This window comes from Acetobacter sicerae (genome assembly GCF_011516765.1).
Lineage (GTDB): Bacteria > Pseudomonadota > Alphaproteobacteria > Acetobacterales > Acetobacteraceae > Acetobacter > Acetobacter sicerae.
In genome coordinates, this window is the sequence record NZ_JAAABN010000006.1 from 86,570 (window position 1) to 108,820 (window position 22,251).

General features: G+C 57.7%; 24 protein-coding genes and 1 tRNA gene. 16 read left to right on the forward strand and 9 right to left on the reverse strand.

The genetic code is table 11. The features are described from left to right. Positions 1 to 27 precede the first annotated feature (27 nt). Positions 28 to 1,530 (forward strand): purine-cytosine permease family protein, encoded by a 1,503-nt coding sequence (locus GVI59_RS08490; protein ID WP_173573855.1) that lies wholly within the window; start codon positions 28 to 30, stop codon positions 1,528 to 1,530. A gap of 30 nt (positions 1,531 to 1,560) precedes the next feature. Here the strand turns inward: GVI59_RS08490 and arfB are convergent, their stop codons facing one another. The 4 genes from arfB to GVI59_RS08505 form a co-directional block, all read right to left on the reverse strand. Next, positions 1,561 to 1,983, reverse strand: a complete 423-nt coding sequence (gene arfB, locus GVI59_RS08495; RefSeq protein WP_173573856.1) for an alternative ribosome rescue aminoacyl-tRNA hydrolase ArfB — start codon at positions 1,981 to 1,983, stop codon at positions 1,561 to 1,563. 67 nt (positions 1,984 to 2,050) lie between these two features. Next, entirely contained in the window at positions 2,051 to 2,437 is a 387-nt protein-coding gene (locus GVI59_RS08500; RefSeq protein ID WP_173573857.1) for a hypothetical protein, read from the reverse strand. Continuing rightward, the gene (locus GVI59_RS19300) at positions 2,434 to 2,562 is read right to left on the reverse strand and encodes a hypothetical protein (protein ID WP_269150937.1); all 129 of its coding nucleotides are present in this window, start codon (positions 2,560 to 2,562) and stop codon (positions 2,434 to 2,436) included. Before GVI59_RS19300 ends, GVI59_RS08500 begins: the two co-directional genes overlap by 4 nt. After that, entirely contained in the window at positions 2,555 to 3,634 is a 1,080-nt protein-coding gene (locus tag GVI59_RS08505) for a glycosyltransferase family protein (RefSeq protein WP_173573858.1), read from the reverse strand. The genes GVI59_RS19300 and GVI59_RS08505 overlap by 8 nt, the downstream gene beginning before the upstream one ends. Before the next feature lie 426 nt (positions 3,635 to 4,060). Between GVI59_RS08505 and GVI59_RS08510 the strand changes: the two genes are divergently transcribed. Then, a complete protein-coding gene (locus GVI59_RS08510) occupies positions 4,061 to 4,231 on the forward strand; it encodes a hypothetical protein (protein WP_173573859.1) in 171 nt (56 codons plus the stop codon). A 232-nt stretch (positions 4,232 to 4,463) separates the two neighbouring features. On the opposite strand, the gene GVI59_RS08515 is transcribed toward GVI59_RS08510, so the two are convergent. Next, on the reverse strand, positions 4,464 to 4,634 hold the full coding sequence (locus GVI59_RS08515) for a hypothetical protein (protein WP_173573860.1): 171 nt from the start codon (positions 4,632 to 4,634) through the stop codon (positions 4,464 to 4,466). A gap of 136 nt (positions 4,635 to 4,770) precedes the next feature. Further along, entirely contained in the window at positions 4,771 to 6,084 is a 1,314-nt protein-coding gene (locus tag GVI59_RS08520; protein ID WP_173573988.1) for a UDP-glucose dehydrogenase family protein, read from the reverse strand. A gap of 285 nt (positions 6,085 to 6,369) precedes the next feature. Here GVI59_RS08520 and GVI59_RS08525 point away from each other — a divergent pair, with 285 nt between their 5' ends. From GVI59_RS08525 to panC, 6 genes are all read left to right on the forward strand, one after another. Next, positions 6,370 to 7,155, forward strand: a complete 786-nt coding sequence (locus tag GVI59_RS08525) for an MlaE family ABC transporter permease (protein WP_173573861.1) — start codon at positions 6,370 to 6,372, stop codon at positions 7,153 to 7,155. Further along, the gene (locus tag GVI59_RS08530) at positions 7,152 to 7,964 is read left to right on the forward strand and encodes an ABC transporter ATP-binding protein (protein WP_173573862.1); all 813 of its coding nucleotides are present in this window, start codon (positions 7,152 to 7,154) and stop codon (positions 7,962 to 7,964) included. Before GVI59_RS08525 ends, GVI59_RS08530 begins: the two co-directional genes overlap by 4 nt. A gap of 32 nt (positions 7,965 to 7,996) precedes the next feature. Then, entirely contained in the window at positions 7,997 to 9,124 is a 1,128-nt protein-coding gene (locus tag GVI59_RS08535; RefSeq protein ID WP_173573863.1) for an anhydro-N-acetylmuramic acid kinase, read from the forward strand. Positions 9,125 to 9,160: 36 nt separating this feature from the next. Then, a tRNA-Thr gene (locus GVI59_RS08540) sits at positions 9,161 to 9,235 on the forward strand. 199 nt (positions 9,236 to 9,434) lie between these two features. Continuing rightward, entirely contained in the window at positions 9,435 to 10,280 is an 846-nt protein-coding gene (gene panB / locus GVI59_RS08545) for a 3-methyl-2-oxobutanoate hydroxymethyltransferase (RefSeq protein WP_173573864.1), read from the forward strand. A 1-nt stretch (position 10,281) separates the two neighbouring features. Next, a complete protein-coding gene (panC, locus tag GVI59_RS08550) occupies positions 10,282 to 11,121 on the forward strand; it encodes a pantoate--beta-alanine ligase (protein WP_173573865.1) in 840 nt (279 codons plus the stop codon). 140 nt (positions 11,122 to 11,261) lie between these two features. Here panC and GVI59_RS08555 read toward each other — a convergent pair whose 3' ends face one another. Together GVI59_RS08555 and GVI59_RS08560 are read right to left on the reverse strand one after the other, a co-directional pair. Then, the gene (locus tag GVI59_RS08555; protein WP_277876340.1) at positions 11,262 to 12,449 is read right to left on the reverse strand and encodes an AI-2E family transporter; all 1,188 of its coding nucleotides are present in this window, start codon (positions 12,447 to 12,449) and stop codon (positions 11,262 to 11,264) included. 317 nt (positions 12,450 to 12,766) lie between these two features. Beyond that, positions 12,767 to 14,299, reverse strand: coding sequence for a 3-demethylubiquinone-9 3-methyltransferase (locus GVI59_RS08560; RefSeq protein WP_173573866.1), 1,533 nt, complete (start codon positions 14,297 to 14,299; stop codon positions 12,767 to 12,769). 270 nt (positions 14,300 to 14,569) lie between these two features. Between GVI59_RS08560 and rplM the strand changes: the two genes are divergently transcribed. The 5 genes from rplM (at position 14,570) to GVI59_RS08585 (ending at position 17,762) form a co-directional block, all read left to right on the forward strand. After that, positions 14,570 to 15,049 carry a 50S ribosomal protein L13 gene (gene rplM / locus GVI59_RS08565; protein ID WP_173573867.1) on the forward strand — a complete coding sequence of 160 codons (480 nt, stop codon included), beginning with the start codon at positions 14,570 to 14,572 and terminating at the stop codon, positions 15,047 to 15,049. Positions 15,050 to 15,054: 5 nt separating this feature from the next. Then, on the forward strand, positions 15,055 to 15,546 hold the full coding sequence (gene rpsI, locus GVI59_RS08570) for a 30S ribosomal protein S9 (protein ID WP_010667530.1): 492 nt from the start codon (positions 15,055 to 15,057) through the stop codon (positions 15,544 to 15,546). Positions 15,547 to 15,639: 93 nt separating this feature from the next. Next, positions 15,640 to 16,836 (forward strand): aminoacetone oxidase family FAD-binding enzyme, encoded by a 1,197-nt coding sequence (locus GVI59_RS08575; RefSeq protein ID WP_173573868.1) that lies wholly within the window; start codon positions 15,640 to 15,642, stop codon positions 16,834 to 16,836. A 99-nt stretch (positions 16,837 to 16,935) separates the two neighbouring features. After that, positions 16,936 to 17,199: a hypothetical protein gene (locus GVI59_RS08580; RefSeq protein WP_173573869.1), complete on the forward strand. Its 264-nt coding sequence runs from the start codon at positions 16,936 to 16,938 to the stop codon at positions 17,197 to 17,199. Between the two features lie 155 nt (positions 17,200 to 17,354). Then, entirely contained in the window at positions 17,355 to 17,762 is a 408-nt protein-coding gene (locus GVI59_RS08585; protein ID WP_173573870.1) for a hypothetical protein, read from the forward strand. 130 nt (positions 17,763 to 17,892) lie between these two features. Here GVI59_RS08585 and GVI59_RS08590 read toward each other — a convergent pair whose 3' ends face one another. Beyond that, on the reverse strand, positions 17,893 to 19,830 hold the full coding sequence (locus tag GVI59_RS08590; protein WP_338422084.1) for a zinc ribbon domain-containing protein: 1,938 nt from the start codon (positions 19,828 to 19,830) through the stop codon (positions 17,893 to 17,895). Between the two features lie 187 nt (positions 19,831 to 20,017). Between GVI59_RS08590 and GVI59_RS08595 the strand changes: the two genes are divergently transcribed. Genes GVI59_RS08595 through GVI59_RS08605 form a run of 3 tightly spaced genes read left to right on the forward strand, consistent with a single transcriptional unit; the run spans position 20,018 to position 22,246 of the window. After that, positions 20,018 to 20,692: a cell division ATP-binding protein FtsE gene (locus GVI59_RS08595; protein ID WP_173573871.1), complete on the forward strand. Its 675-nt coding sequence runs from the start codon at positions 20,018 to 20,020 to the stop codon at positions 20,690 to 20,692. After that, the gene (locus GVI59_RS08600) at positions 20,685 to 21,647 is read left to right on the forward strand and encodes a cell division protein FtsX (protein ID WP_173573872.1); all 963 of its coding nucleotides are present in this window, start codon (positions 20,685 to 20,687) and stop codon (positions 21,645 to 21,647) included. The genes GVI59_RS08595 and GVI59_RS08600 overlap by 8 nt, the downstream gene beginning before the upstream one ends. Continuing rightward, the gene (locus GVI59_RS08605) at positions 21,626 to 22,246 is read left to right on the forward strand and encodes a YdcF family protein (protein ID WP_173573873.1); all 621 of its coding nucleotides are present in this window, start codon (positions 21,626 to 21,628) and stop codon (positions 22,244 to 22,246) included. Before GVI59_RS08600 ends, GVI59_RS08605 begins: the two co-directional genes overlap by 22 nt. Positions 22,247 to 22,251: the final 5 nt, after the last annotated feature.

Here is a 22,251-nt window from a genome sequence, read left to right on the forward strand (position 1 = left end):
CCCAGACATCTCTCAGAGGGGCACTCGATGTCAGCCACAACCACACCTACCCAGGACACGTCCTCCCGTCAGGGAGGGATCGAAACCCGTTCCATCGACTATGTGCCCGAGAACGAGCGCCACGGTCGCGTTGCGGATCAGGGACCATTCTGGTTCCTGGGTAATTTCCAGTTCTTTACAATCGCCATCGGATTTGTCGGCCCCAGCATGGGCCTCTCGCTGGGCTACACGGCGCTGGCCGGAGTCATCGGAATCCTGTTCGGCACGCTGTTCATGGCGTTTCACGCCTCACAAGGCGCGGAACTCGGTCTGCCGCAGATGATCCAGTCCCGGGCGCAGTTCGGCTACCGGGGCGTCTCTCTCGTCCTGATTGGCACGCTGGTCACGTTCATAGGCTTCAATGTTGTTGACACGGTGCTGCTGTCCGCAGGTCTGAACGGGATCTTCGGCTGGAACATCACCGCAGTCACGATCGGCATGGCCATTATCGCCGCCCTGTTCGCCATTTACGGGCATGACTGCCTGCACACGATCTTCAAGCTCTGCTTCTACGTCTCCCTGCCCCTCTATATCATTCTGACGGGAGCCATCCTGACCGGACATGCAGGAGGCAGTGCGCCCACAATCGTCGGGTTCAGCTGGGTCGCCTTCATCGGGCAGATCGCAGCCAGCGCCAGCTACAACATTACTTACGCGCCGTATGTTTCCGACTATTCCCGCTATCTACCTCGCAACACCCGTCCGGCTTCCATCATCATGGCCGTGATGTTCGGCGCATCCTCCTCGGCTATCTGGCTCATTACGCTCGGAGCATGGCTCGCAACCCGCCTCGGCGCTTCAGACGGACTGGTCGCCCTGCATCAGGCCGGCGACTCTGTCTTTCCGGGATTTGGATCGATTGTGTCTCTTGCGTCCGTCGTCGCCCTGATCGCCACGATGGGTCTCAACGCCTATAGCTGCATGCTGACCATCCTGACCGGGATAGACTCCTTTCGTCCGCTCAATCCGACACGCAGCGCCCGTATTCTGACCGTGATTGCAGTCGCGGCAATCTGGACCGGACTGTCGCTGAAATGTCCTTCCGACGCCATCGGGCTGCTTTTCGCGACCCTGACAGTCATGCTGTATCTGCTGGTGCCGTGGACTGCGGTCAATCTGGTCGATTATTTTCTGGTTCGCAAAGGCCGTTACGCCATCACGAACCTCTTCATGCCCGGTGGCGGAATCTACGGCATGTGGCAGTCCCGTGGCCTGCTGGCCTATGCAATCGGGTTCATCGTCACCATCCCGTTTGCCGTGCTGCCTGACATCTATACGGGTCCTATCGCCGAGATGCTGGGCGGTGTGGATATCGGATGGCTCGTTGGACTTATCGTCTCCGGCAGCGTCTACGCGTTGCTGAGCAGATCTCTTGATCTCAAGGCGGAAGAAACAGCCATTGCGAAAAGCGAGGCTGAACTCAAATCCATGCAGGTCGCTATTCCGACAGAAGCCTCGGCTGTCCCCGTCATGGATGACGTGTGGAAATAAGCCCTCCAAGGCTGACGACTGACGTTACGATCAGTCGTCAGCCCTGACCCTCCGGTTCTGCTTGATTCCAGACCGATGGGCCTTGCCATCCAGACGCCGCTGTCGGGCGGCGCGTCCCGGTCTCGTCGCGACACGAAATGCGGGACGATGGGCCGCCTGTCTGATCAACTCGATCAGGCGCTGGATGACATCTTCACGGTTTCTCTGCTGGCTGCGAAAGCGTCTTCCCGTGATGACGATTGCCCCATCACGTGTCGCCCGTGTTCCCGCCAGTTCCAGCGCTTTAAGGCGGATACGTTCCGGTATGCCCTGCGCACTGATCAGATTGAAGCGCAGCTGGGCAGCCGTCGCCACCTTGTTCACGTTCTGACCACCGGGACCCGAAGCCAGAATATAGGTGATTTCAAGATCGTCCTCATCGAGGACCACCCCAGGCAGAATAGTCTGTTTCATATTGCAAACATTTCCAGTTCCACCTGACGGGCCAGTCTCCTGAAACTCACCCGGACGAGATTGCCATCTATTTTACAGCAGAGGCGACGCAGGCCCGTAATACGGGAGCACAGGCCGCGTCTTTCCCCTGCCAGGTTGAAGAAGGGCCGGTATAAGCTACTCGTGCGACTTTGCCATCCCTTACGCTTGCGATGACGTGGCAGGCGCCGTTGGTGTTGATGGTCATGGAAATATCAAGAGGTGCGGAAATGGAAAATGTTCCACTGCCGGACTTCTCAATTTTCCAGACAAGGACTTCCTGATCATCCCTTGTTTCATCCTGGTCCGGCACACCTGCGCACGCCACAAGATCTGAACGGGAGACCCCGATCAGATCATGCTGCGCTTCTGAGGGAATTGTTGTGCATCCCCCACAACCAAGACACAGCACACAGAGTAAAAGGGATGTCTTCACTTCCTTTTATCCCAGTAGGTCTCGTCCTGTTTCTTCTTCATCCAGATAAAACAGGTCACCAGTCCGGCGTTGATGAGTGTTGCACTGATCGCCCCCAGACCACAGAACACGGCCCAGTCAGGCATTCGCCATATCCTGCGTTTCCATGCCGGCCAATCGGGATCCCCCACTGAAACGTCTCCGCCACGTTGCAGAAGAACGGGCGCAATAGACTTCCATGTCCCGCCGTTGTTTCAGAAGTCGCTTCAGACGCTCATGTTCATTTTCATTCCAGATCGAATACAGACCCTGCGCCATATCGGCGGCGTCAGTCGGATTTCGGTGCGCGTAATGACCGATCCAAGGGAGTTCAGACGACACCAGCACCGGAACACTCATGGCCATCGCATCGGCGGCAACAATGTTGAATGTTTCCGTAAAAGAGACCTGCATGAGGATATCGATCTCAGATAGCACCGACAGAAACTCTGCATGAGGCATCCAGCCATGCTCGACCAGTTCGTGATCTGATCGTGCGAAGAGTTCACGCAGGTTTTTCAGGACGGGACTTCCCTGCCCTTCCACACGGGTTGCATTGATGTGGAAGCGCAGAACCGAACCAATGGACTCAGCAAACGCAATGGCGGCGATCGCCTGTGTCATATGATTTTTTAGGGGACGCACAGCCCCGAAACAGCCGATATTGGCGACACCCTGCTGGCGGGCATGAGGAGCGATGTCACATAAACGCGGGACCGGGTAAACATTCGGTCCATAGGTAATGCCGGACGGGTCCAGTCCACACCCCATCGCCACGACCGCCATATCCGACACGGCGCGGGGCGCATTGCACATGACCTCCACGCCACGCTGCAGATAATCGACGGTCCAGCCAAAGGCGATGCCTTCATTGGCAAGAAATGGCGTTTCCGAGTGATCCCTGACGATCCACTGAACCTGCGGATGCAGCTTTTTCAGAATATCGAATTTGTCCGGCACAACCCAGAACGCTTCGATGATCACATGAGTGGGCCGGTAGGCTGTGACTTCACGATCAATCGCGTTGTTATCTGCGACTTCAACGGACTGTGCTTCAATGCCATTGGAATTGAGCATATCCACAACGAACCGGACAGAATTTGAAAGACCTGATTCACGCGAACCGTAGCCCCAGTGACCTTCACGGGACTTCAAAATAAACAGAAGACGATTTTTCATGTATATTATGACTTATTAAAAATTAAACTTACAAAAACACCAACAAAACCACCTATCCAGAGACCGAAAATAAAACTGACCATCAACACTATTCTTTGCATTAAGAAATGAAATAAATTTATCAGGAATGACTTCCAGGCATATAACTGGCGGCTCAATTACCCGTTTTCTATAACTGTCCCTTACGCAGAGACCGAGTCATTCCGGTTTCAAAAACTGACTGAATAATGGCCAGAAGAAACGGATCATCCTTAACGATCAGGATGACGCTTTCCGGCATGGATTGCTTTCTGAGTGTTCCCAAAATTGACGGGGCATCACGGCGCCAGCCAAGGCGGATGCTGCTGCATTTTCAGAAAAAACACATGATAAAATGCAACTTTATGCATCCTGATACGCTCTGCAAAAATCTACAGGAGACTTTCCATGCGTTCTACTCTCTTTGCTCTTCTTGCTCTCTCAGTCGCCTGCGCCGGACTGACAGCCTGCAAGCCGCACGAACGGACTTTTGGTGAAAAAGTGCGCGACACCGTCGATCCACCAAAAGGCCCGCTTGAGAAGGCTGGCCGCGCAGTGGACCGTGCGACTGACAAATAAACAGGAACTCAGGAGGCAGCGATCAAATTCTGCCTCCTGAACAAACATTAGAACGCTGACAGAAAATAATGTCTTATATATTTAAATTGTATTTTTGACGTATCTATAAAATTGAACAGCAATAGATTTAATATTTTACAGGAAATATTTTACTTATATTTCTAATGAGAGACCGCATACCACTCTCATAGACAATTTTATAAATCCGCAGCAAACGACGAAAACGTCTACCTCATCGGGAAACCGTAACTTCTTTCGTCACGATACGCCGAGGCTTAGGACAGCAGGATTGCTCAGCCTGCCAGCGCGCATCCCTGATCACAATGACAAAGCCCAGGATCAGCGGCAGAACGAAAAACATGAAAACAGCGATGAGCATGGAAACCAGACCCTGCCATTCCATCCCGTTCCTCCTCGCGCCTATGCTAGAAACGCTGGAAGATACCGGAGTTTCTCTCTTCTGTCATATCAAGTTTATTTGCCCTCTCCGAAAGAGGCGTCAGGGGAGCGCATGCAGCGTCTCCCCTGACGGTTTCACCTCACGGACGGCCGACTGACTGGTAGTCCAGACCGGCGGCGCGCATCGCCGCCGGATCAAAGATGTTACGCAGGTCGACGATAACCTTGCCGTTCATGGCTTCCGCAAGAGCTTTCGGCGCAAGCGCACGGAAGACATTCCACTCCGTCAGCACGACCAGCGCATCCGCACCCTTGGCGGCGTCAAGAGCATCGGTGCAATACGTCGTGGTCGGCGGCAACATCGGGGCAGCCACCTCCATGCCAACCGGATCAAACGCCCGCAGCTTTGCGCCCGCTTCAGCCAGACGATGCAGGATGGGAATCGACGGAGCTTCACGCATATCGTCGGTCTCCGGCTTGAAGGTCAGACCGAGAACAGCGATCGTCTTGCCTTCCGCCGAGCCACCACAGGCCGCAATGATGCGACCAGCCATGCCGATCTTGCGGGCGTCGTTGACCTGCACGGTCGTCTCGACCAGACGACAGGGGCTTCCTGCTTCCTGACCAATACGCGACAGGGCCAGAGTGTCCTTCGGGAAGCAGGAACCACCGTAACCCGGACCCGGATGCAGGAACTTGCGGCCGATACGGCCATCAAGACCCATGCCCTTGGCCAGATCGTGCACATCCGCGCCCAGCTTCTCACACAGGCTCGCCATCTCGTTGATGAAGGAGATCTTCATCGCAAGGAACGAGTTGGAAGCGTATTTCGTGAGCTCCGATGTCTCCAGCGTCGTGAAGAGCAGCGGCGCTTCAATCAGGGACAGCGGACGATAGACCTTGCGCATGACCGCTTCAGCCCGGGCGCCGCCATCAGGCGCAGCCTTGTCGAGACCGATGATCACACGATCCGGACGCATGAAATCGCCGATTGCGCTGCCTTCACGCAGGAACTCGGGATTGGATGCGACGTCGAAATCGGCGTCAGGACGCGTCGCCCGGATGATTTCGGCGATACGGCGGCTGGTGCCAGCCGGAACCGTCGATTTTGTCACGACAACCGCATAGTTGGTCAGCGAACGAGCGATCTGCTGTGCGGCCGCGTGGACATACTGCATGTCCGCCGCGCCATCGCCATTCCGTGGCGGCGTGCCGACAGCAATAAATACCGCTTCAGCGTCTTTTACCGCAGCCGCAATGTCATCACCGAAAGACAGGCGTCCCGCCTGCATGTTCGATTCGACCAGCTTGTCGAGACCTGGCTCATAAATGGGAATCTGGCCTTTCCGCAGAGCGGCCAGTCGAGCCGGGCTGTTTTCAACCACAGCCACTTCTATTCCGAATTCCGCGAAACACGCAGCCGAAACAAGGCCGACGTAGCCTCCCCCGATCATTGCAATACGCACCGAAGTCTCCTCCCGATTTTCCGGGCCTGTCATCAGACGAACAGGGCGCCCGCCCGAAATCGTTCAGACTTGAACCTGTCCGGTCCCTCGCGGTCAAGGCCGGAACGAAAGAGTTTCATGAAGAAACCTCAGGGCACACACGCAGTCAGGACACACCCGGAATAAAAGCGAATTTTGACGCCATCCGGCTGGCGGGCTACGGCTGTATGGCTCTAAATGGTTTCCCCCAGTGCAAAACCTGCACATTCCAGAACCAAGGACCGACCGCACCGGATGAACACCCTGCTTGATCTTGTCGCCCTGCTGGGCCGAACGGTGTTTGTCGTGACACGAGGGGCCGGTTCCATTGGCCTGTTTGCGCTGGAAGGAATTTCCTGTTTTTTCCGGCCACCTTTTTACTGGCGGGTCTTTCTTCGGTCACTGCTGGATACCGGCTTTCTGTCCCTGCCGGTCGTCGCACTGACCGCCCTGTTCTCAGGCGGCGTGATCGCACTCCAGTCCTACACCGGTTTCGCGCAGTATCACGCACAGAGCGCCATCGCGAATATCGTGGTGCTGGCGGTGACACGTGAACTTGGCCCCGTCATGGCGGGCCTCATGGTAGCCGGTCGCGTGGGCGCGGCCATGGCGGCGCAGATCGGCACCATGCGGGTGACGGACCAGATCGACGCCCTGACGACTCTCCGCACCCATCCGATGAAATATCTCGTGGCGCCACGCCTCGCAGCCGGTGTGATCGCTCTGCCCCTGCTGGTGGTGGTGGCCGATATTCTCGGTGTCGCAGGCGGTTTTACAGTGGCGACAGTCAAGCTCGGTTTCGCGCCGGATAATTATATCGCCGCCACCATGAACGCCCTGAAAACCGAAGATGTCATGGTCGGACTGGTGAAAGCCACCGTGTTCGGCTTTCTCATCACCCTGATGGGCTGTTATTACGGCTACACAAGCCGCGGCGGCGCAGAAGGCGTCGGTAGCGCCACAACCGCCGCCGTGGTCTCCGCGTCGATCCTTGTGCTCGCCTTCGATTACCTCCTGACAGATCTGTTCTTCGCGCAATGACAGAAAATCCTTCATCCGCACCGAAAATCCGTATTCGCGGGCTCCGCAAGGCCTTCGGCTCGAAAGTCGTGCTCGATGGCGTTGACCTCGACGTGCCGACAGGAACCTCTTTCGTGATTATCGGCGGTTCCGGGTCGGGAAAATCCGTTCTGCTCCGCTGCATTCTGGGGCTCATCCAGCCGGATGAAGGGCTGATCGAGATTGACGGCGTGGACGTACTGCGTGCGCCCCGTCGTGAGCGCGAAGAACGGATCGGCGAAATCGGCATGCTGTTCCAGAACGCCGCCCTGTTCGACAGCCTGTCGGTCTGGGAAAACGTTGCCTTCGGCCTGCTGGCTCCCGAAGCCACCAGACATTCGGAAAAGCATCCCCGCCTCTCGCGCACCGAGGCGCGGGCACGGGCAAACGCGGTGCTGGAACAGGTCGGGCTTGATTCTTCTGTCGGCGATCTTTCTCCCTCCGAACTGTCTGGCGGCATGCAGAAGCGCGTCGGACTGGCCCGCGCCATCGCTGATCGGCCTGAGATCCTGTTCTTCGACGAACCAACAACCGGCCTCGACCCCATCATGGGCGCGGTCATTGACGGGTTGATTGTCGATTGCGTGAAAACGATGGGATCGACCGCCATCGCCATCACGCACGACATGGCTTCCGCGCAACGGATCGGCGACGAGGCCGCCATGCTGTATCAGGGCAAGCTGGTGTGGCAGGGGCCGGCCACCTCGCTCATGCATTCAGGCAACGCCATGGTGGATCAGTTCACGCACGGTCGTCGTGAGGGTCCGATCTCCATGGAACTCCGCCGCTAGAACGTGTTCCTTTTCAGCCGAAGTTTGTCGTCATGAGTCGTCCGCTCAACGTGATCGGCCTGATGAGCGGCACCTCGCTGGACGGCGTGGATGCCGCTGTCATCCGCACGGACGGCGTCACGGTTTTTGAGCATCGTCCTTCCCTGTCGCTGTCCTATGACGCCGATCTCCGTCAGTGCGCCCGCGCGCTTCTGGATCGTGCAGCGCATCTCGCTCCAGACGCTCTTGAAGTTCTGGACGTCGAACGACGCCTGACAGAACGTCATGTCGAAGCCGTCGAAGCATTGCGGCTCCAGACGGGACCTGTCGATCTGATCGGCTTTCACGGCCAGACGATCTACCATGCGCCGGCTCTGCGCCAGACCTGGCAGATTGGTGACGCGGCGTTACTGTCACGCAAGACGCAACTGCCGGTGGCGCATGATTTCCGAAGCGCTGACGTTGCTGCCGGTGGTGAAGGTGCGCCTCTTGCGCCCTGGTATCACGCAGCGCTGTTGCAGAACGCTTCCCGGCCGATCGCGATCCTCAACATCGGTGGTGTGGCCAATGTCACTTTCCTCGGACGGAATGGCGAGATCATTGCCTGCGATACCGGACCGGGCAACGCGCTGATGGATGACTGGGCTCTCCGGCATACAGGCGTGGCCTGTGACACGGACGGCGCGCTGGCCCGGAAAGGACAGATCGATCAGGCCATTCTCGACACGCTGCTGGCCGATCCTTATTTCAGCCGTCCCGCGCCGAAATCCCTTGATCGACAGAGCTTCATCGCGGCTCTCGATGCGGTTTCGGGCTGCTCGCCCGCGGATGGCGCTGCCACTCTTTCCGCTTTCACCATCGCTGCCATAGCACGGACAAGATTTCCTGAAGACCCCGCCGTCTGGTACGTCTGCGGCGGTGGACGCCATAACCCTATCCTGATGGAAGGGCTGCAAAAGGCTCTGAACGCCCCCGTCAGATCGGGGGACAGTCTTGGGTGGAATGGAGACGCTCTGGAAGCCGAGTGTTTCGGCTTTCTCGCCGTGCGGGTTTTACGCCAGCTTCCCCTCTCCGCTCCCGGCATCACCGGAGCCCCTGATTTTCTGTCCGGCGGACGACTTACCTGCGCCGGTCTGACCACACTTCCCCGGTGGATTTCCCTGCCTGATGAAGACTCTTGACGCTGTGAGTGGAGACGCTATATACCCCGCCACGTTGCCGGCGTAGCACAGTGGTAGTGCAGCGGTTTTGTAAACCGAAGGCCGGGAGTTCGAATCTCTCCGCCGGCACCATTTTCCCCGAAAATTAGTTAATCAGATTAGCGTTATGTAGCCGGTTTGTGTGCTTTTGCCACACGTAAACCAAGCTATAAATCCTGACGACGGCTTCTGGTTTTACGCCACGTCCAATGCTCCCTCACCGCCCAGACTTGGTCTTCCCGCCGGAGTAAGGCACAACAGCGCCCCAACGTGCCGAACAACGGAGACGGATATGCGGGTTACAGTCGCTGATGTGCAGAAGATGAAGCAGAATGGCGAACGCATCGCCATGATAACGGCTTATGACTGCTCCTCCGCCCTTATTGCCGAACGTGCCGGTGTTCCTGTCCTTCTGGTTGGCGATTCACTGGGCATGGTCATGCTGGGTCACAGCACGACCCTGCCCGTCACGCTTGACGATATGGAACGGCATGCCGCCGCCGTCATGCGAGTCAGTCAGAAGGCGCTTGTCGTCGCTGACCTACCCTTTCTGAGCTATGCCACCATTGAGGATGCGGTCTCTTCCGCCCGCCGCCTCATGCAATCGTCAGGCGTGCAGGCCGTCAAGCTGGAAGGCGGCAGAAGCATCACACCGCAGATCCGCCGTCTCGTTGACTGTGGCGTGCCGGTCATGGGGCATCTGGGTCTTACGCCTCAGTCACAGCATCAGATCGGCCTGCGCGTGCAGGCCAGGCGTGCGGAAGAAGCGCGCCAGCTGATTGAAGACGCCCTCGCTGTTGAAGCCGCGGGGGCTTTTGCGCTTGTGCTGGAAGTCGTTCCTGCCCCACTGGCCGCCGCCGTGTCTGAAAGAGTCAGTATTCCTGTCATCGGCATTGGAGCGGGAGCCGGTTGCGACGGACAGGTTCAGGTCTGGCACGATCTGCTTGGTCTGTTCGAAGGCCGTCCGCCCCGTCATGCCAAGCGTTTCGCCGATATCGGGGCCGCCATGGAGCAGGCCGTTCGCGCCTATGCCGACGATGTGCGTTCAGGTTCTTTTCCGACGGATGCACAAAGTTCCACGATGAACCCTGATGAACTGGCCGCCGCCCTCGCCTCTCTCGACCATAAAGATCACTGACATGCAGATTGTTTCCACCATTGCCGACGCCCGCAAGATCCGGGCCAGCCTGAATGGAACACTGGGTTTTGTTCCGACAATGGGTTTTCTGCATGAAGGCCATCTCAGTCTTGTCCGGCGCGCGCGGGAAGAATGCGATGCTGTCGCCGTCAGCATCTTTGTAAACCCGACGCAGTTTTCTCCTGACGAAGACCTCAACCGTTATCCACGAGCCCTCGAAAGAGACCTGTCCCTTCTCAAAGAGGCTGGCGTTTCTTTCGTTTTTACGCCTGATGCAGATGAGATTTACCCACCCGGCTTCGCGACAGGCATAGATGTGGGAGAGGTCGCGAAGCCGCTGGAAGGTGCTGTCCGGCCGGGCCATTTTTCTGGCGTCGCCACTGTTGTCACCAAGCTTTTCAATATCATCCAGCCGACAAAAGCTTTTTTTGGTCAGAAGGACGCCCAGCAATGCGCCGTGATCAGGAGGCTGGTCACTGACCTGAATATTCCCGTCGATGTCGTTGTCTGTGATATTGTCCGGAACGAAAGAGGTCTCGCGCTCTCCAGCCGCAATTCTTATCTGACAGGCAGTGAACAGGAACGTGCGCTCCTGCTGCATGACAGTCTCAGAAAAGCTCAGGAGCATATTGCTGCGGGCAAGCGCAATGCCTCGGCAATCAAGACGCTGATTGCCGACATCCTGTCAAAAGATCCGGATTTCTCGGTGGATTATATCAGCGTTGCTGATCCGTCCTCTCTGATGGAACTGGACAGCATTGACGAGGAAGCGCTGATTTCCTTAGCCGTCCGGGTTGGCCATACCCGACTGCTCGACAACATTCTTGTCAGAAAAGAGTGATTGCAGAAATCATTCCAAGGCGGGAAATATTTTTTAGTGCCTCGCTTTTATAAAGGCGGCACTTTTTGAAGCTTTACCAAAAACTTCACCGGGATCTGGAAGGTCGTTTGACAAAACGACCTTCCAGAAAGACCCGAACCTCATTGCTCAGACTGGCAACCAATCATCTCCCCGGCGCCATTGGCCCGCATGGAGCCGAAACGCCAGATCAGATGAGCAAGCGCCATCAGGACCGGTCCGATAAACAGGCCGCTCAGACCCCACGTTTCGATCCCTCCCAGAATGCCAAGCAGCACCCAGACAAATGGCAGACGAATTGATCCACCGATCAGAACGGGCCGGATAAAATGGTCCGCGAGGAACAGAATAACAAAACCAAACACCCCGACGGCAATACCGGCTCCCAGGGAGCCCTTGACGGCAATCAGCAACGCGCTGATGGCGACGGCAACTCCTCCGACCATCGGGATCATTGAGGCCAGAGCAGTAAAGAGACCAAGCAGCAAAGGCTGAGGTGCGCCGGCGATGACGTAAGACACGCCGATGATGACTCCTTCGCCGAGCCCCACAAGCACCAGCCCCGCCATTGCTCCCCGCACGGCGCCAACAAGCTGTTTCTGAGCCATCTGCCCGCGAGCGCCCAGCAGACGCAGAATGAACAGATTGAGATGATCAATCAGCTTTTGACCGCCCCGCAGCAGGAAGAACAGAATAAGCAGAGCAAAGCAGAGGATCACAACAGTATTGGCGACACCGTGACCGACATGTTCAAGTGTGGCCAGAGCCTGTTCCGGATTCAGCTTGTGCACCAGAGCACGCACTCCTTCCGGGTTGGAAAGATTGGTTTGCCACCAATGCTCAATCTGCGCTCTGCCCCACGGCAGTTTTGACAGCCATACAGGCTCGGGAACGCCAGTCTCTCCTGCCTGCCTGATCCACTTTCCTCCCTCCTGCGCTTCTCCTGCGGCAGAGCCGATCAGAAAAGATACAGGGATGACAAACACCAGCGCTATGGCGGAGACAACAGCAAGCGGCAGAACCGTTTCAGCGTGCTTGGGAGACCATTTACGACCAAGCCACTGCATGATCGGCCAGCATACAATGGCGAGGACGCCTCCCCAGACCAGCGCAAGCCGAAACCTGCCCAGAGTGAAAAGCGCCAATCCTGCGATGGAAACCGCAAAGACACCTTGCGCCCAATATTGAAAAGGAGGCCGCGCTGAAGGCTGCTGTTTAACGGACGATAATGCCGCACCATCCTCTTCATCCCGAGACAAAGAAGGAACAGTGCTTTCCGACTTGCACCATGACGATATTCTAGAAAACATTTTCACCAGAGACCTGTTTCTCAAATATAAAAATAGTGGTCAGTTTCTCTTCAATATACATTCAGGCGCTTTATCCTGACCGCATGACTTCGGAAACAGATCACTCCTTATTTCCCGTACCTTTCACTTAGCCATTCACTCCGGGAACTGCTGCTACATGAACATATTCTGAAGAAAAAAGTTCATACCAAGGCAGGCTGCACGCTGGATTTACAGCCTGACAGCATCCTCAGTCTTCAGCAGAAACCTTGTTACAGAGTTATCTCGGGCCGTGTGACCCGTCAGAAGCACCGGGAATTGACCCCAACCAGCCCGGATCAGTGCTTCCGTGCGGGCGAGGTCGGTGCGCCCGCCTTGGGTGCAACGGATGCGCCGGGGGCCAGAACTTCTGGATCAACCGGTTCATCGGTTGTCATGTTTGGATCAGGCGTATGCGTGTCGTCACCCGATGCAGACGCCGGAGCCTGCACAGTCAGACCAAGTGGCCCCGCAAGACGCGGGTGAGTCACAGCTTCGGGGATTGCCGCGAGAGCCTGCAGTGGCACAGGCTTTTCCGGAGCCAACATAGCTGTCAGAGGACCTGCCGCCGGGTTGGCGATATAACCGGCCAGTTGCGAACCGATACTGTCGGACGGGCTTCCCGCGGGAGACCATGTGCGCCGCAACAGGGTAACATAAGCGTCCGGGTCCATCCCCTGATTGACTGCGGCGTTATTGAGAAGTCGGGGAACAAGCCCTGCATCCCGCCAGGAAAAGTCCAGATGCACAATCTGAGGCTGAGGCAATGCCCCCTGTTGCGCGACCAGTTGGGTAAAGTCACCTGCAATGTTCAGATGCCCGAATTCAGGAGCATTCACGTCAAATTCCGTGACATGCGCAATATCCGCTTCCCGATCGACAATCGCATTCAGCACAATCGCTGCATCAAACTTCTCATATCCCAGTGTCTTGATGACCATGGTGCGCGGACCGGTCGGCCAGAGTCTGAAATGGGTGAGACTCTCCGTCACACGGCTTTTCTGACCATCCGTATCGATGTGCAGATGGGCCTTTTCAAACCCGGCGAGACGGTCTTCGGCGCTCCCCGGACCATCCACCTCCCCCTTGAGGAGAAAATCTTCCACGGCAATGGACTGATTGCCGTCGTGAAACAGCAGACCATCGCCTTTCAGATAGGACTGCAACAGACCCGCCAGATCAGAACCATCTGACACCAGTTGTCCCATACTGGCGTCTCTCACGGGGTGATCGCCGTAATGAAGCTGGAGTTTGTTGACGGTCAGCCGGGAAACGCGGCCGGTACCATACTGGTCAAGAATGACATGAGCGGCCCTGAGGCTTTCCAGACCATCGGCCGAGGTCATGACGGCCTGCGTCGCCTCGCCGTGATCCATCATCAGGCTGCTGACCTGATCTTCTGTCGGAGGCGGCAGCATGAGGCCATCCAACGACAGCCGTTTCGCCTGCATGGTGCCGCCTGCGCCCGTAATCTGGAGCGTATAGGCGATGACGTGGTCAAAATGCAGGGAACTGTGATCAGGCGTGCTTTTTGCCTCTGTCGGAGAGCCCACAACAGCCCCGATCAGTTCGATCGTGGCTGCGGAAATGGTCCCGCTGGGGTCTTTCAGGACAACGTCTGTCAGTCGCGCCCCGTGGCTGGTGGGCAGGGCGATCGCCTTACCCCATGTAAAGTCCACGCCTGCCGGCAGATGGGCTTTCGCGTCCTCAAGCGCTTCGATCAGTTCATGATTGGCTTCCCTGTGAACCCAGATCCACCCCGCAGAGCCGAGTCCGATGACCGCCAGAGCGGAAAGGGTGAAGATGGCGCGGCGTGTGGTTTCTCGGTTCATGAAAGACGGCACCCTGTGATCAGCCTTGGTTCCTTTTACATATCAGGGCCTTGCCCCAAGAGCATCAGGAAAAACCATACTCCGGGTTTCTGCGATTTTTCGGGCATCGCACATTGCGGTATCATGTTACCTCATAAAAATAACATTGATGAATAAACAAACAAATCAAAATGGCTATTTTTATACCCGCTTTTCCCTTGACGCCCCTTCCCAGCTTACGCATAAGGCGGCACCCGAACCGCTCAAGATTCCTGGACGGACATATAAACAATGAAAACCACCCGCTCGCTTAAGCCCGCGGAAGTGACGAAGAACTGGATCCTGATCGACGCCGAAGGGCTCGTTCTTGGTCGTCTCGCCACTCTTGTTGCTGCGCGTCTGCGCGGCAAGCACAAGCCGCAGTTCACACCGCACGTTGATTGCGGCGACCACGTCGTCATCATCAACGCTGAGAAGGTGAAGCTCACCGGCAACAAGGTTGACCAGAAGCTTTTCCATTACCACACCGGTTATCCGGGTGGCATCAAGCAGCGCACGATCACGCAGCGCCTGAACGGCAAGCACCCCGGCGAAGTCGTCGAGAAAGCTGTCGAGCGTATGATCACGCGTGGCCCGCTGCAGCGCGCCCAGATGCGCAACCTGCATGTCTATGCCGGCGCCGAGCATCCGCATGACGGCCAGCAGCCAGTGAAACTGGATGTCGCCGCGATGAACCGCAAGAACACCGCCATTGCGAAGAGTGGGGTCTGATCGCCATGTCTGAAACGATTGAACGCACAGGCACGCTCGCCGACCTCAAGGACGTTGCTCCTCAGGTTGTGGCTTCAGAAGCTCCTGTCTACGAAGTAAAGCGCGACGCTCAGGGCCGTTCCTACGCCACGGGCCGTCGTAAAGAGTCCGTCGCCCGCGTCTGGATCAAGCCCGGCAAGGGTGATGTCACGGTGAACGGTCGCCCGATCGGCACCTACTTCGCCCGTCCGGTCCTGCGCATGCTGCTCACACAGCCGTTCCTCGTGACCGACCGTTACAACCAGTTCGACGTTGTCTGCACCGTCGTTGGTGGTGGTCTGTCCGGTCAGGCTGGCGCTGTCCGTCACGGCATCAGCCGTGCGCTGACGCACTACGAGCCGGAACTGCGCGGCGTTCTGAAGGCAGCCGGGTTCCTGACCCGTGACTCCCGTCAGGTCGAGCGTAAGAAATATGGTAAGGCCAAGGCCCGTCGTTCCTTCCAGTTCAGCAAGCGCTGATCCGGAACACGCCTTCCGCCCTGTGCGGAAGGGGGTTTTTGGAAGCCGCCGGCCTTCGGGCTGGCGGCTTTTTCTTTGTCTGGAGAATACAACGTGAGCGGCAAACGGCAGGAAACATTCGACGCGGTCGTCATCGGTGCGGGAGCCGCGGGACTGATGACGGCTCTCACGGCCGGGCAGCGCGGCAAGCGGGTGCTGGTTCTGGACCACAATGACGAACCGGGCCGAAAAATCCTGATTTCCGGCGGTGGTCGGTGTAACTTCACCAACCTGCGTACCGCGCCGGACCGCTTCCTTTCCCAGAACCGACATTTCGCCCGTTCAGCATTAGCGCGCTACAGACCTGCCGATTTTCTGGCGCTGGTCGAAAAGCATGGCATTGCGTGGCACGAAAAGACACTCGGGCAACTTTTCTGCGACGGCTCCGCCCGACAGATCCTCGCCATGCTGCTGGATGAATGCGCCAGAGGTGGTGTCACCATCCGGCTCGGTGAGACGATCAGAGATGTGCGGTTCTCGGACCGCTTTACGGTGGAAACCGATACTCTCGCCATAGAAGCCCATTCGCTCGTGCTCGCAACAGGGGGCCTTTCCATTCCCAAGCTGGGAGCAACGGGACTGGCGCATCGTCTGGCCCGACAGTTTGACATTCCGCTGGTAGCGCCTGCCCCCGGTCTTGTGCCTCTGCAGGCCAATATCGACGATCTGGGCTGGATGCCTGCCCTCTCCGGTGTTTCTCTCCCTGTCCGCGTGCAGAGTGGTAAAACCACCTTCGAAGAAGCCATGCTGTTCACGCATAAAGGACTGTCTGGCCCGGCCATTCTCCAGATTTCGTCTTTCTGGAAACCCGGTCAGGCCATCAGGATTGACCTGCTGCCAGACAAAAATGCCTTCGAAACCCTGAAGAATGCCCGCACAGGCCGATCACGCGCCCATGCCGTGGCCGTCCTGTCCGAACACATGCCGCGGCGGCTCGCTGAAGTGCTTGGTCCGCGTCAGCTAGGCGAGAAAGCCGCTGCGGAATGGCCCGACAAACTACTTCGTGCAGCGGCTGAAACCCTGAAAAACTGGCAATTCACTCCTTCGGGCACTGAAGGATATGCCAAGGCCGAAGTGACCACGGGCGGCGTGGACACCAGGGCGCTTTCCTCCCGGACCATGGCCAGCACCACCATGCCGCAGCTTTATTTCGTGGGTGAAGCTGTGGACGTTACAGGATGGCTGGGTGGCTATAATTTCCAATGGGCATGGGCGAGCGGCCATGCAGCGGGAACCGCTCTTTCGGAGTGATGTTATGTCTCCCGGACGAGCAGTGTTTTGCTTTTACTGACTTCCCTGCGAAACCGGGCTAATCTGATCTAACCATTTCATCCTTGAGGAGAATTTCCGATGGATATGTCTGTTTTCCAGTCTGTAAAGCGCCGTGGCTCACGGGCTCTGTTGCTCGGTCTCGCCGCCGCCGGACTGGCTGCCTGCACAGGTCAGGCAGGGACGCCGATCGCACCGGGCACCTACCCACCGGGCACGCCACTCGGCGGCACATGCAAGGCTGGTCTTTACACATGCCAGCTTCCGCTTGCTTCACCCGTTGGCGCGCCGTGCAGTTGTCCCGGACTGGGCGCAGCCTCCTATGGACAAGTCTATCTCAAATAATAAATTGCAGAGGAACCGCTGGCGTGGCATGGCCTGAGGGCTTTTGCCACGCCGGAGGACCATCCCTCAGCATGTTCTGCGGGCAGCCGGTCTGGTATAGAGACGCGAAGATCGTTACCGGTCTTCTGCCGGACAACAGAGAGAGACCGTAACGCATGAGCTTCAGTGACGACCGTTATTCCCCTTCCCGCGCCTCGGCGGGACGTCAGAACGGAAGCGCGAACGGCTTGTCTTCCATCCTCAGACTAGGAATCTGGTCTGTGCTGTATTTCCTGTTCTATATGGCGCAACAGGTCGCTGAACTGCTGGCTCCGCTGCTGTTGATCGCAGGCGTAGGCTGGGCTGCGTTACCGCATGTCGTCAACGCAGTGTCATCCAGCGCAAGCCATGTCGATGCGCAGGCTCATGACGTGATGTCTCATGTCTCAGAAGCCATTCCGCATGAAATCATGCTTGGCTCGCATCTGCTGACACCATCAGGACTAATTTTTGATGGCCTTCTGCTGATGGCCGTTGCCGCTTTTGGTGCGACCCTTTCCGCGATTGCTGGCCGGTCCATGTAAAAGCCGACAATAAGCTTTTCAGAAACCCGCATACCGCAACGTTACAAAGCAAAAACAGCCTGTCACACTCGATGGCAGACTCAGAAACCAGAAAAGGCTCTCCACTGTGGAGAGCCTTTTCTCATTCATATCAGAGCAGATTGAGCGCGGGCCAGAGGTGACGCAATGCACCGAACCAGTGCGTGCATGCGGCCAGCACAACAATGGCTCCCACACCACTGGCAATCCATGCTTTCCGCCAGAAAGCCGGACTTTCAAGGAAAGAGCTGCGATTTTCGTCAGCATGTTCGACACGCTTGAGAACATCGCTTCTCAGGCGACTGGATATATCAATTGCTGGCGTGACATGTCGGGGCGCAGCAACCGCCTCTTCTTCTGCAGCCGGTTCTTCGACAACCGCAGCAGGCTCAGCGGGGACAGACTGTTCCGGCACATCAACATGCTCGCCGACAGTCTCGTGATGTTCCTCAACAGGAGTTGCCGTCTCTTCATCCTGATCTGCAACGCGATCCCACACTGGCACCCAGGGAGCGCTCGACGAATGCTCCGCCCCTTCCGGCGCATGGGAGTGAGTATTTTCCGCCCCGGTGTGGCTTTCCTGACCACCGGGATTGTTTCTGGCAGCCCGCAGACGCGTAATGACGTCATCGAACGCCCCATCCTGTGAAGCAGGCTCGCCATGAACCGATAGTCCGTCATTATCATCCGCGTGAGGCTGGGAATCCCCAAAGTCATGCCCGGAGTCCGGATGCGCCAGATCGTTTTTCTGATGCTCAGAATGTTCCGAGTTTTCAACAAGATTTTCATCCTGATAACCCGCGCCGGAAAAACTCTCTCTCCCTACACTGAAATGTTCGTCGAGATCCTTTTCCCGCCATTCATGAGGATGTTCTTCCTGCTTTGTCCCAAAACCGGCTGATGGCGTCGCCGACGTATCAGGCTCATCGTCCCAGATGCTGCGATAGACAACCTTGTTCTCTGGTGAGGCCGATTCAGAAATCGGCGGCGGAGCCGGCGGAGGCTCAACGGGCAGATCGAGAAAACTGAAAGGTTTTTCGTAACCGTTATCGGAGGTCTGATCGTTCTCGGACGATGGGAGCGTATCATCCTGACGCGGCGTGATATGCGTGGAGAAATGCTGGTCAGCCGGCATTTCGGAAAGCGTGGAAAATGTCTCCTGCGTCGGTTCAGCAGGTGTCGGCGATGCAACGGGTTCCTCAACTTCGGCAGAGGAGGCTTCGACGGACGGAGCTTCGCTGTGCGGTGCATCCTGTCGCGTCTGCTCTTCCTTCAGATCAGGCTGATCTGAATTTTCTTCAGCCGTGACATCCTTAACCTCAGTGACAGGAGGGGGCACGTCTTCATGCTCGACAGACTGTTCCTGCTGGATTTCCTGCTTTTCATCCTGAGCAGGAGACTCAAACTGAGGTGTCTGTTCGTGGATATCTGGTACCGGTTTTTTCACAGGAACCGGTTGCGGCAGACTGTTTACCAGACCCGATTCCGGCGTGACAGGCGAATGTGCAGCCTCTACCGGCTCGTCAGAAGGAACTGGCGGCGCGGCGGGCTGTGGCTCGGAAACAGGTGGAACCGCAGCGGCATCCGGAGGCGTGTGGGAAGAGGAAGCTCCGGTTTCAGGCTGAGCCTGTTCTGCTGACGTCGGCGCTGACGGCTCGTTCGACTGCGGAACTGCCGGTTCTGGCTCTTCTGGATGTGGTGCGGCGACGTCAGGTGTCGAAGGAGCTTCAGGAGCAGCATTCGCAAGAGGCGCTTCTTCCTGAGATTCCGAGGTCTCGGCAGCAGGCAGATCGCCCGACTGAGGCGCAACAGGCTTTGCTTCCGATGACTGCTCAGTGACGACATGTGGAGGAGCCGGAGGCGCTACTGTCTCATCAGCGGAAGGAGGAACAGCTTTGACAACCCAACTGGTGCCACACCCTGCGCATTTCAGTGTCCTGTCCTTCGTCAGGTAAGACGCAGGCACGTTATATTTGATGCCACAGGACGGGCAGACAATCAGCATCCGGGTTCCTCTCTCGCGCCGCGTAATCGCTCTGGCCGCAGACACGCACAATCCTCGTTAAACAGTATGCCTTGTAATCGGTTCCCAATTTCTAAACACGATCCGAGAACGGTGAAAGAGGGTGAAAGAACAGAAGAGCCTCTCAGGTGAAGATCGACAGTTTCTCCGGCAACGCGTTATGCTATCGCGTGTTTCCCATGACTGACCTCATCCCTCAGGGAGTATGCCTCGCATGATCCGGCTCCGTGACGTCACCTGGCATCACGGCGCGCTGCCGAATGAGGGTCAGGCCACGCTCAGAAACATCAGCCTTGCGATCCCGCAGGGCGGCTTCCGCTGGCTGCTCGGCCCCTCGGGCGCGGGAAAATCCACCCTGTTGCGCCTCCTCCACATGGAAGCTCTGCCCCGATCAGGCGATATGGAAATTCTCGGCACCGAAATCGGATCGCGCAGCAAACGGTCCACCCTCGCCCGTCTGAGACAGCGAATCGGAATGATCCATCAGGATTTCCGACTGATGCCGACTCTTTCCGTCGCCGATAACATCGCCCTGCCCCTGCGGCTTCAGAAGCGCATGGAGGGCGAAATCTCACAGGAAGTGGACGCCCTTCTGGACTGGCTGGGACTTGTCGAACGTAAAAAGGCCCGCCCCGTCGAACTCTCGGGCGGTGAGCAGCAGCGAACGGCCATCGCCCGCGCCGTGATCATGCGTCCCAGTCTTCTGCTGGCGGATGAACCGACGAATGCTCTGGAAGACAGCCAGGCGGCACGCGTCATCGGCATGCTGAGAGAACTGTCGGATCTCGGAACGACCGTCATCGTCGCCACGCACAACGACACGCTTGTCCAGCGCTTTCCCGCACCAGCCCTGCAACTCCGACAGGGACGGTTGTTCGCCGATGAATAAGCACAAACGGGTCCGCGACGGCCTCGCACTGTCCCGGGCGCTTCCCGACCGCAGTCTGCTCACCATGGTCGCCGCCATGAGTCTGCTGATCGCGCTGACCTTTACAGCGGCCGTTGGCGCCCAGAGTCTGTCCGAAAGATGGGCCAGAGGGGCCGCCAACCTCATCACCGTGCAGGTTCCTGATCCGGACAAGACGCCGGTGACAGACAGCCACACCACAGGCGGCACCCGCATTGAAGCGGTGCTCGGCACGCTGAAAACAGCGCCGGATATCGTGCAACTGCACCGACTGGATGAACAGGAACTCGATGCCCTCCTGAAACCATGGCTCGGCAATACCGGGACGGCGGCGCTTCCATTACCAGCCGTGATCGAAGTCGATCTCACCCCCGGCGGCGTCCTGTCAGACGACCTTGTCTCGACCCTCACCACCATCGCGCCCGGCACGCTTGTTGAGAAGAACGATGACTGGCGCTCCCAACTCCATACCGTCGCCCGCAGCCTGCTGTTCTGCGCCGGGCTGGCGATAGCGCTTGTCGGCACGATCGGTGCAGCGGTCATTGGAATGGCGACACGCCTCGGGCTGGGTTCGCGACGTGAAAGCGTGACCATTCTCCACGAACTGGGCGCATCCGATGGCTACGTCGCCAGACGCTTCGCCTCCCGCGTGGCTTTCCTGTCCTTTCTGGGCGGATTAGCCGGAACACTGGTCTCCCTCCCCCCGATCGCCATTCTCACCCATCTCATGGCGCCTTTTTCGGGAAACATTCCGTCCACAATGCAAAATGGCGAGAGCTGGCTTTCCATCCTGAAAGCCTCTCTCATTGCCTTCTGGCAGGGAGCCGCCCCGCAGTCCCTTCTGATCGGACTGGGCTGCATTCCCTTTGTCGTCACACTAATCGGATGGTTCACGGCGCAGGTCATCGTTCGAGTATGGCTGCGACGGCTACCATGAAAAAAGCGGGGTCCAGACGGGGCTGGTGGCGTGCAGCGGGTCTGTGTCTCACGGCCTGCATCTCGCTGTTTGTCATCGGTTTTGGACTATTCCTCCGCAGCGCCCTGCGAAGCCCCGACCTTCCGCCGGTTTCCGATGGAATCGTCGCGCTCACCGGCGGCAACGGGCGCGTGGAAACGTCTCTTTCCCTGCTGGAACAAGGCCGGGGCCGCCTGCTTCTCGTTTCAGGTGTCGATCCCAAGGTCACGCTGCAGGAACTGGCTCCCGATCTTCCCTCAGGGCTGAGCGGGCGCATCACCCTTGGTCGGGAAGCCACATCCACAGCCGGCAACGCCACGGAAACAAAGCACTGGGTGAAGGCGAACAGGCTGCACAGCCTGATCATTGTCACAGCTGGCTATCATATGTGGCGGGCAGAAGTGGAGATTGGGCGCATGCTGCCCGGCGTTCACCTCAACCCCTATCCTGTGCAGCCGCCTGCCATGAAGCGCCCTTTCACACGCGGCACATGGAACTTGCTGGTGCGGGAATATGGCAAGTTCCTGCTGGCCTGCATCGGGCCGGTCAAGGCGTTCCGCCATACGGTTGACGCGACCTGACCAGG

Coding starts and splice junctions, on each gene's coding strand:
- GVI59_RS08490 (WP_173573855.1), top strand. CDS start 28: ATGTCAGCCACAACCACACCTACCCAGGACACGTCCTCCCGTCAGGGA.
- arfB (WP_173573856.1), bottom strand. CDS start 1,983: ATGAAACAGACTATTCTGCCTGGGGTGGTCCTCGATGAGGACGATCTT.
- GVI59_RS19300 (WP_269150937.1), bottom strand. CDS start 2,562: ATGCCTGACTGGGCCGTGTTCTGTGGTCTGGGGGCGATCAGTGCAACA.
- GVI59_RS08505 (WP_173573858.1), bottom strand. CDS start 3,634: ATGAAAAATCGTCTTCTGTTTATTTTGAAGTCCCGTGAAGGTCACTGG.
- GVI59_RS08510 (WP_173573859.1), top strand. CDS start 4,061: ATGCGTTCTACTCTCTTTGCTCTTCTTGCTCTCTCAGTCGCCTGCGCC.
- GVI59_RS08515 (WP_173573860.1), bottom strand. CDS start 4,634: ATGGAATGGCAGGGTCTGGTTTCCATGCTCATCGCTGTTTTCATGTTT.
- GVI59_RS08520 (WP_173573988.1), bottom strand. CDS start 6,084: ATGATCGGGGGAGGCTACGTCGGCCTTGTTTCGGCTGCGTGTTTCGCG.
- GVI59_RS08525 (WP_173573861.1), top strand. CDS start 6,370: ATGAACACCCTGCTTGATCTTGTCGCCCTGCTGGGCCGAACGGTGTTT.
- GVI59_RS08530 (WP_173573862.1), top strand. CDS start 7,152: ATGACAGAAAATCCTTCATCCGCACCGAAAATCCGTATTCGCGGGCTC.
- GVI59_RS08535 (WP_173573863.1), top strand. CDS start 7,997: ATGAGTCGTCCGCTCAACGTGATCGGCCTGATGAGCGGCACCTCGCTG.
- panB (WP_173573864.1), top strand. CDS start 9,435: ATGCGGGTTACAGTCGCTGATGTGCAGAAGATGAAGCAGAATGGCGAA.
- panC (WP_173573865.1), top strand. CDS start 10,282: ATGCAGATTGTTTCCACCATTGCCGACGCCCGCAAGATCCGGGCCAGC.
- GVI59_RS08555 (WP_277876340.1), bottom strand. CDS start 12,449: ATGTTTTCTAGAATATCGTCATGGTGCAAGTCGGAAAGCACTGTTCCT.
- GVI59_RS08560 (WP_173573866.1), bottom strand. CDS start 14,299: ATGAACCGAGAAACCACACGCCGCGCCATCTTCACCCTTTCCGCTCTG.
- rplM (WP_173573867.1), top strand. CDS start 14,570: ATGAAAACCACCCGCTCGCTTAAGCCCGCGGAAGTGACGAAGAACTGG.
- rpsI (WP_010667530.1), top strand. CDS start 15,055: ATGTCTGAAACGATTGAACGCACAGGCACGCTCGCCGACCTCAAGGAC.
- GVI59_RS08580 (WP_173573869.1), top strand. CDS start 16,936: ATGGATATGTCTGTTTTCCAGTCTGTAAAGCGCCGTGGCTCACGGGCT.
- GVI59_RS08585 (WP_173573870.1), top strand. CDS start 17,355: ATGAGCTTCAGTGACGACCGTTATTCCCCTTCCCGCGCCTCGGCGGGA.
- GVI59_RS08595 (WP_173573871.1), top strand. CDS start 20,018: ATGATCCGGCTCCGTGACGTCACCTGGCATCACGGCGCGCTGCCGAAT.
- GVI59_RS08600 (WP_173573872.1), top strand. CDS start 20,685: ATGAATAAGCACAAACGGGTCCGCGACGGCCTCGCACTGTCCCGGGCG.
- GVI59_RS08605 (WP_173573873.1), top strand. CDS start 21,626: ATGGCTGCGACGGCTACCATGAAAAAAGCGGGGTCCAGACGGGGCTGG.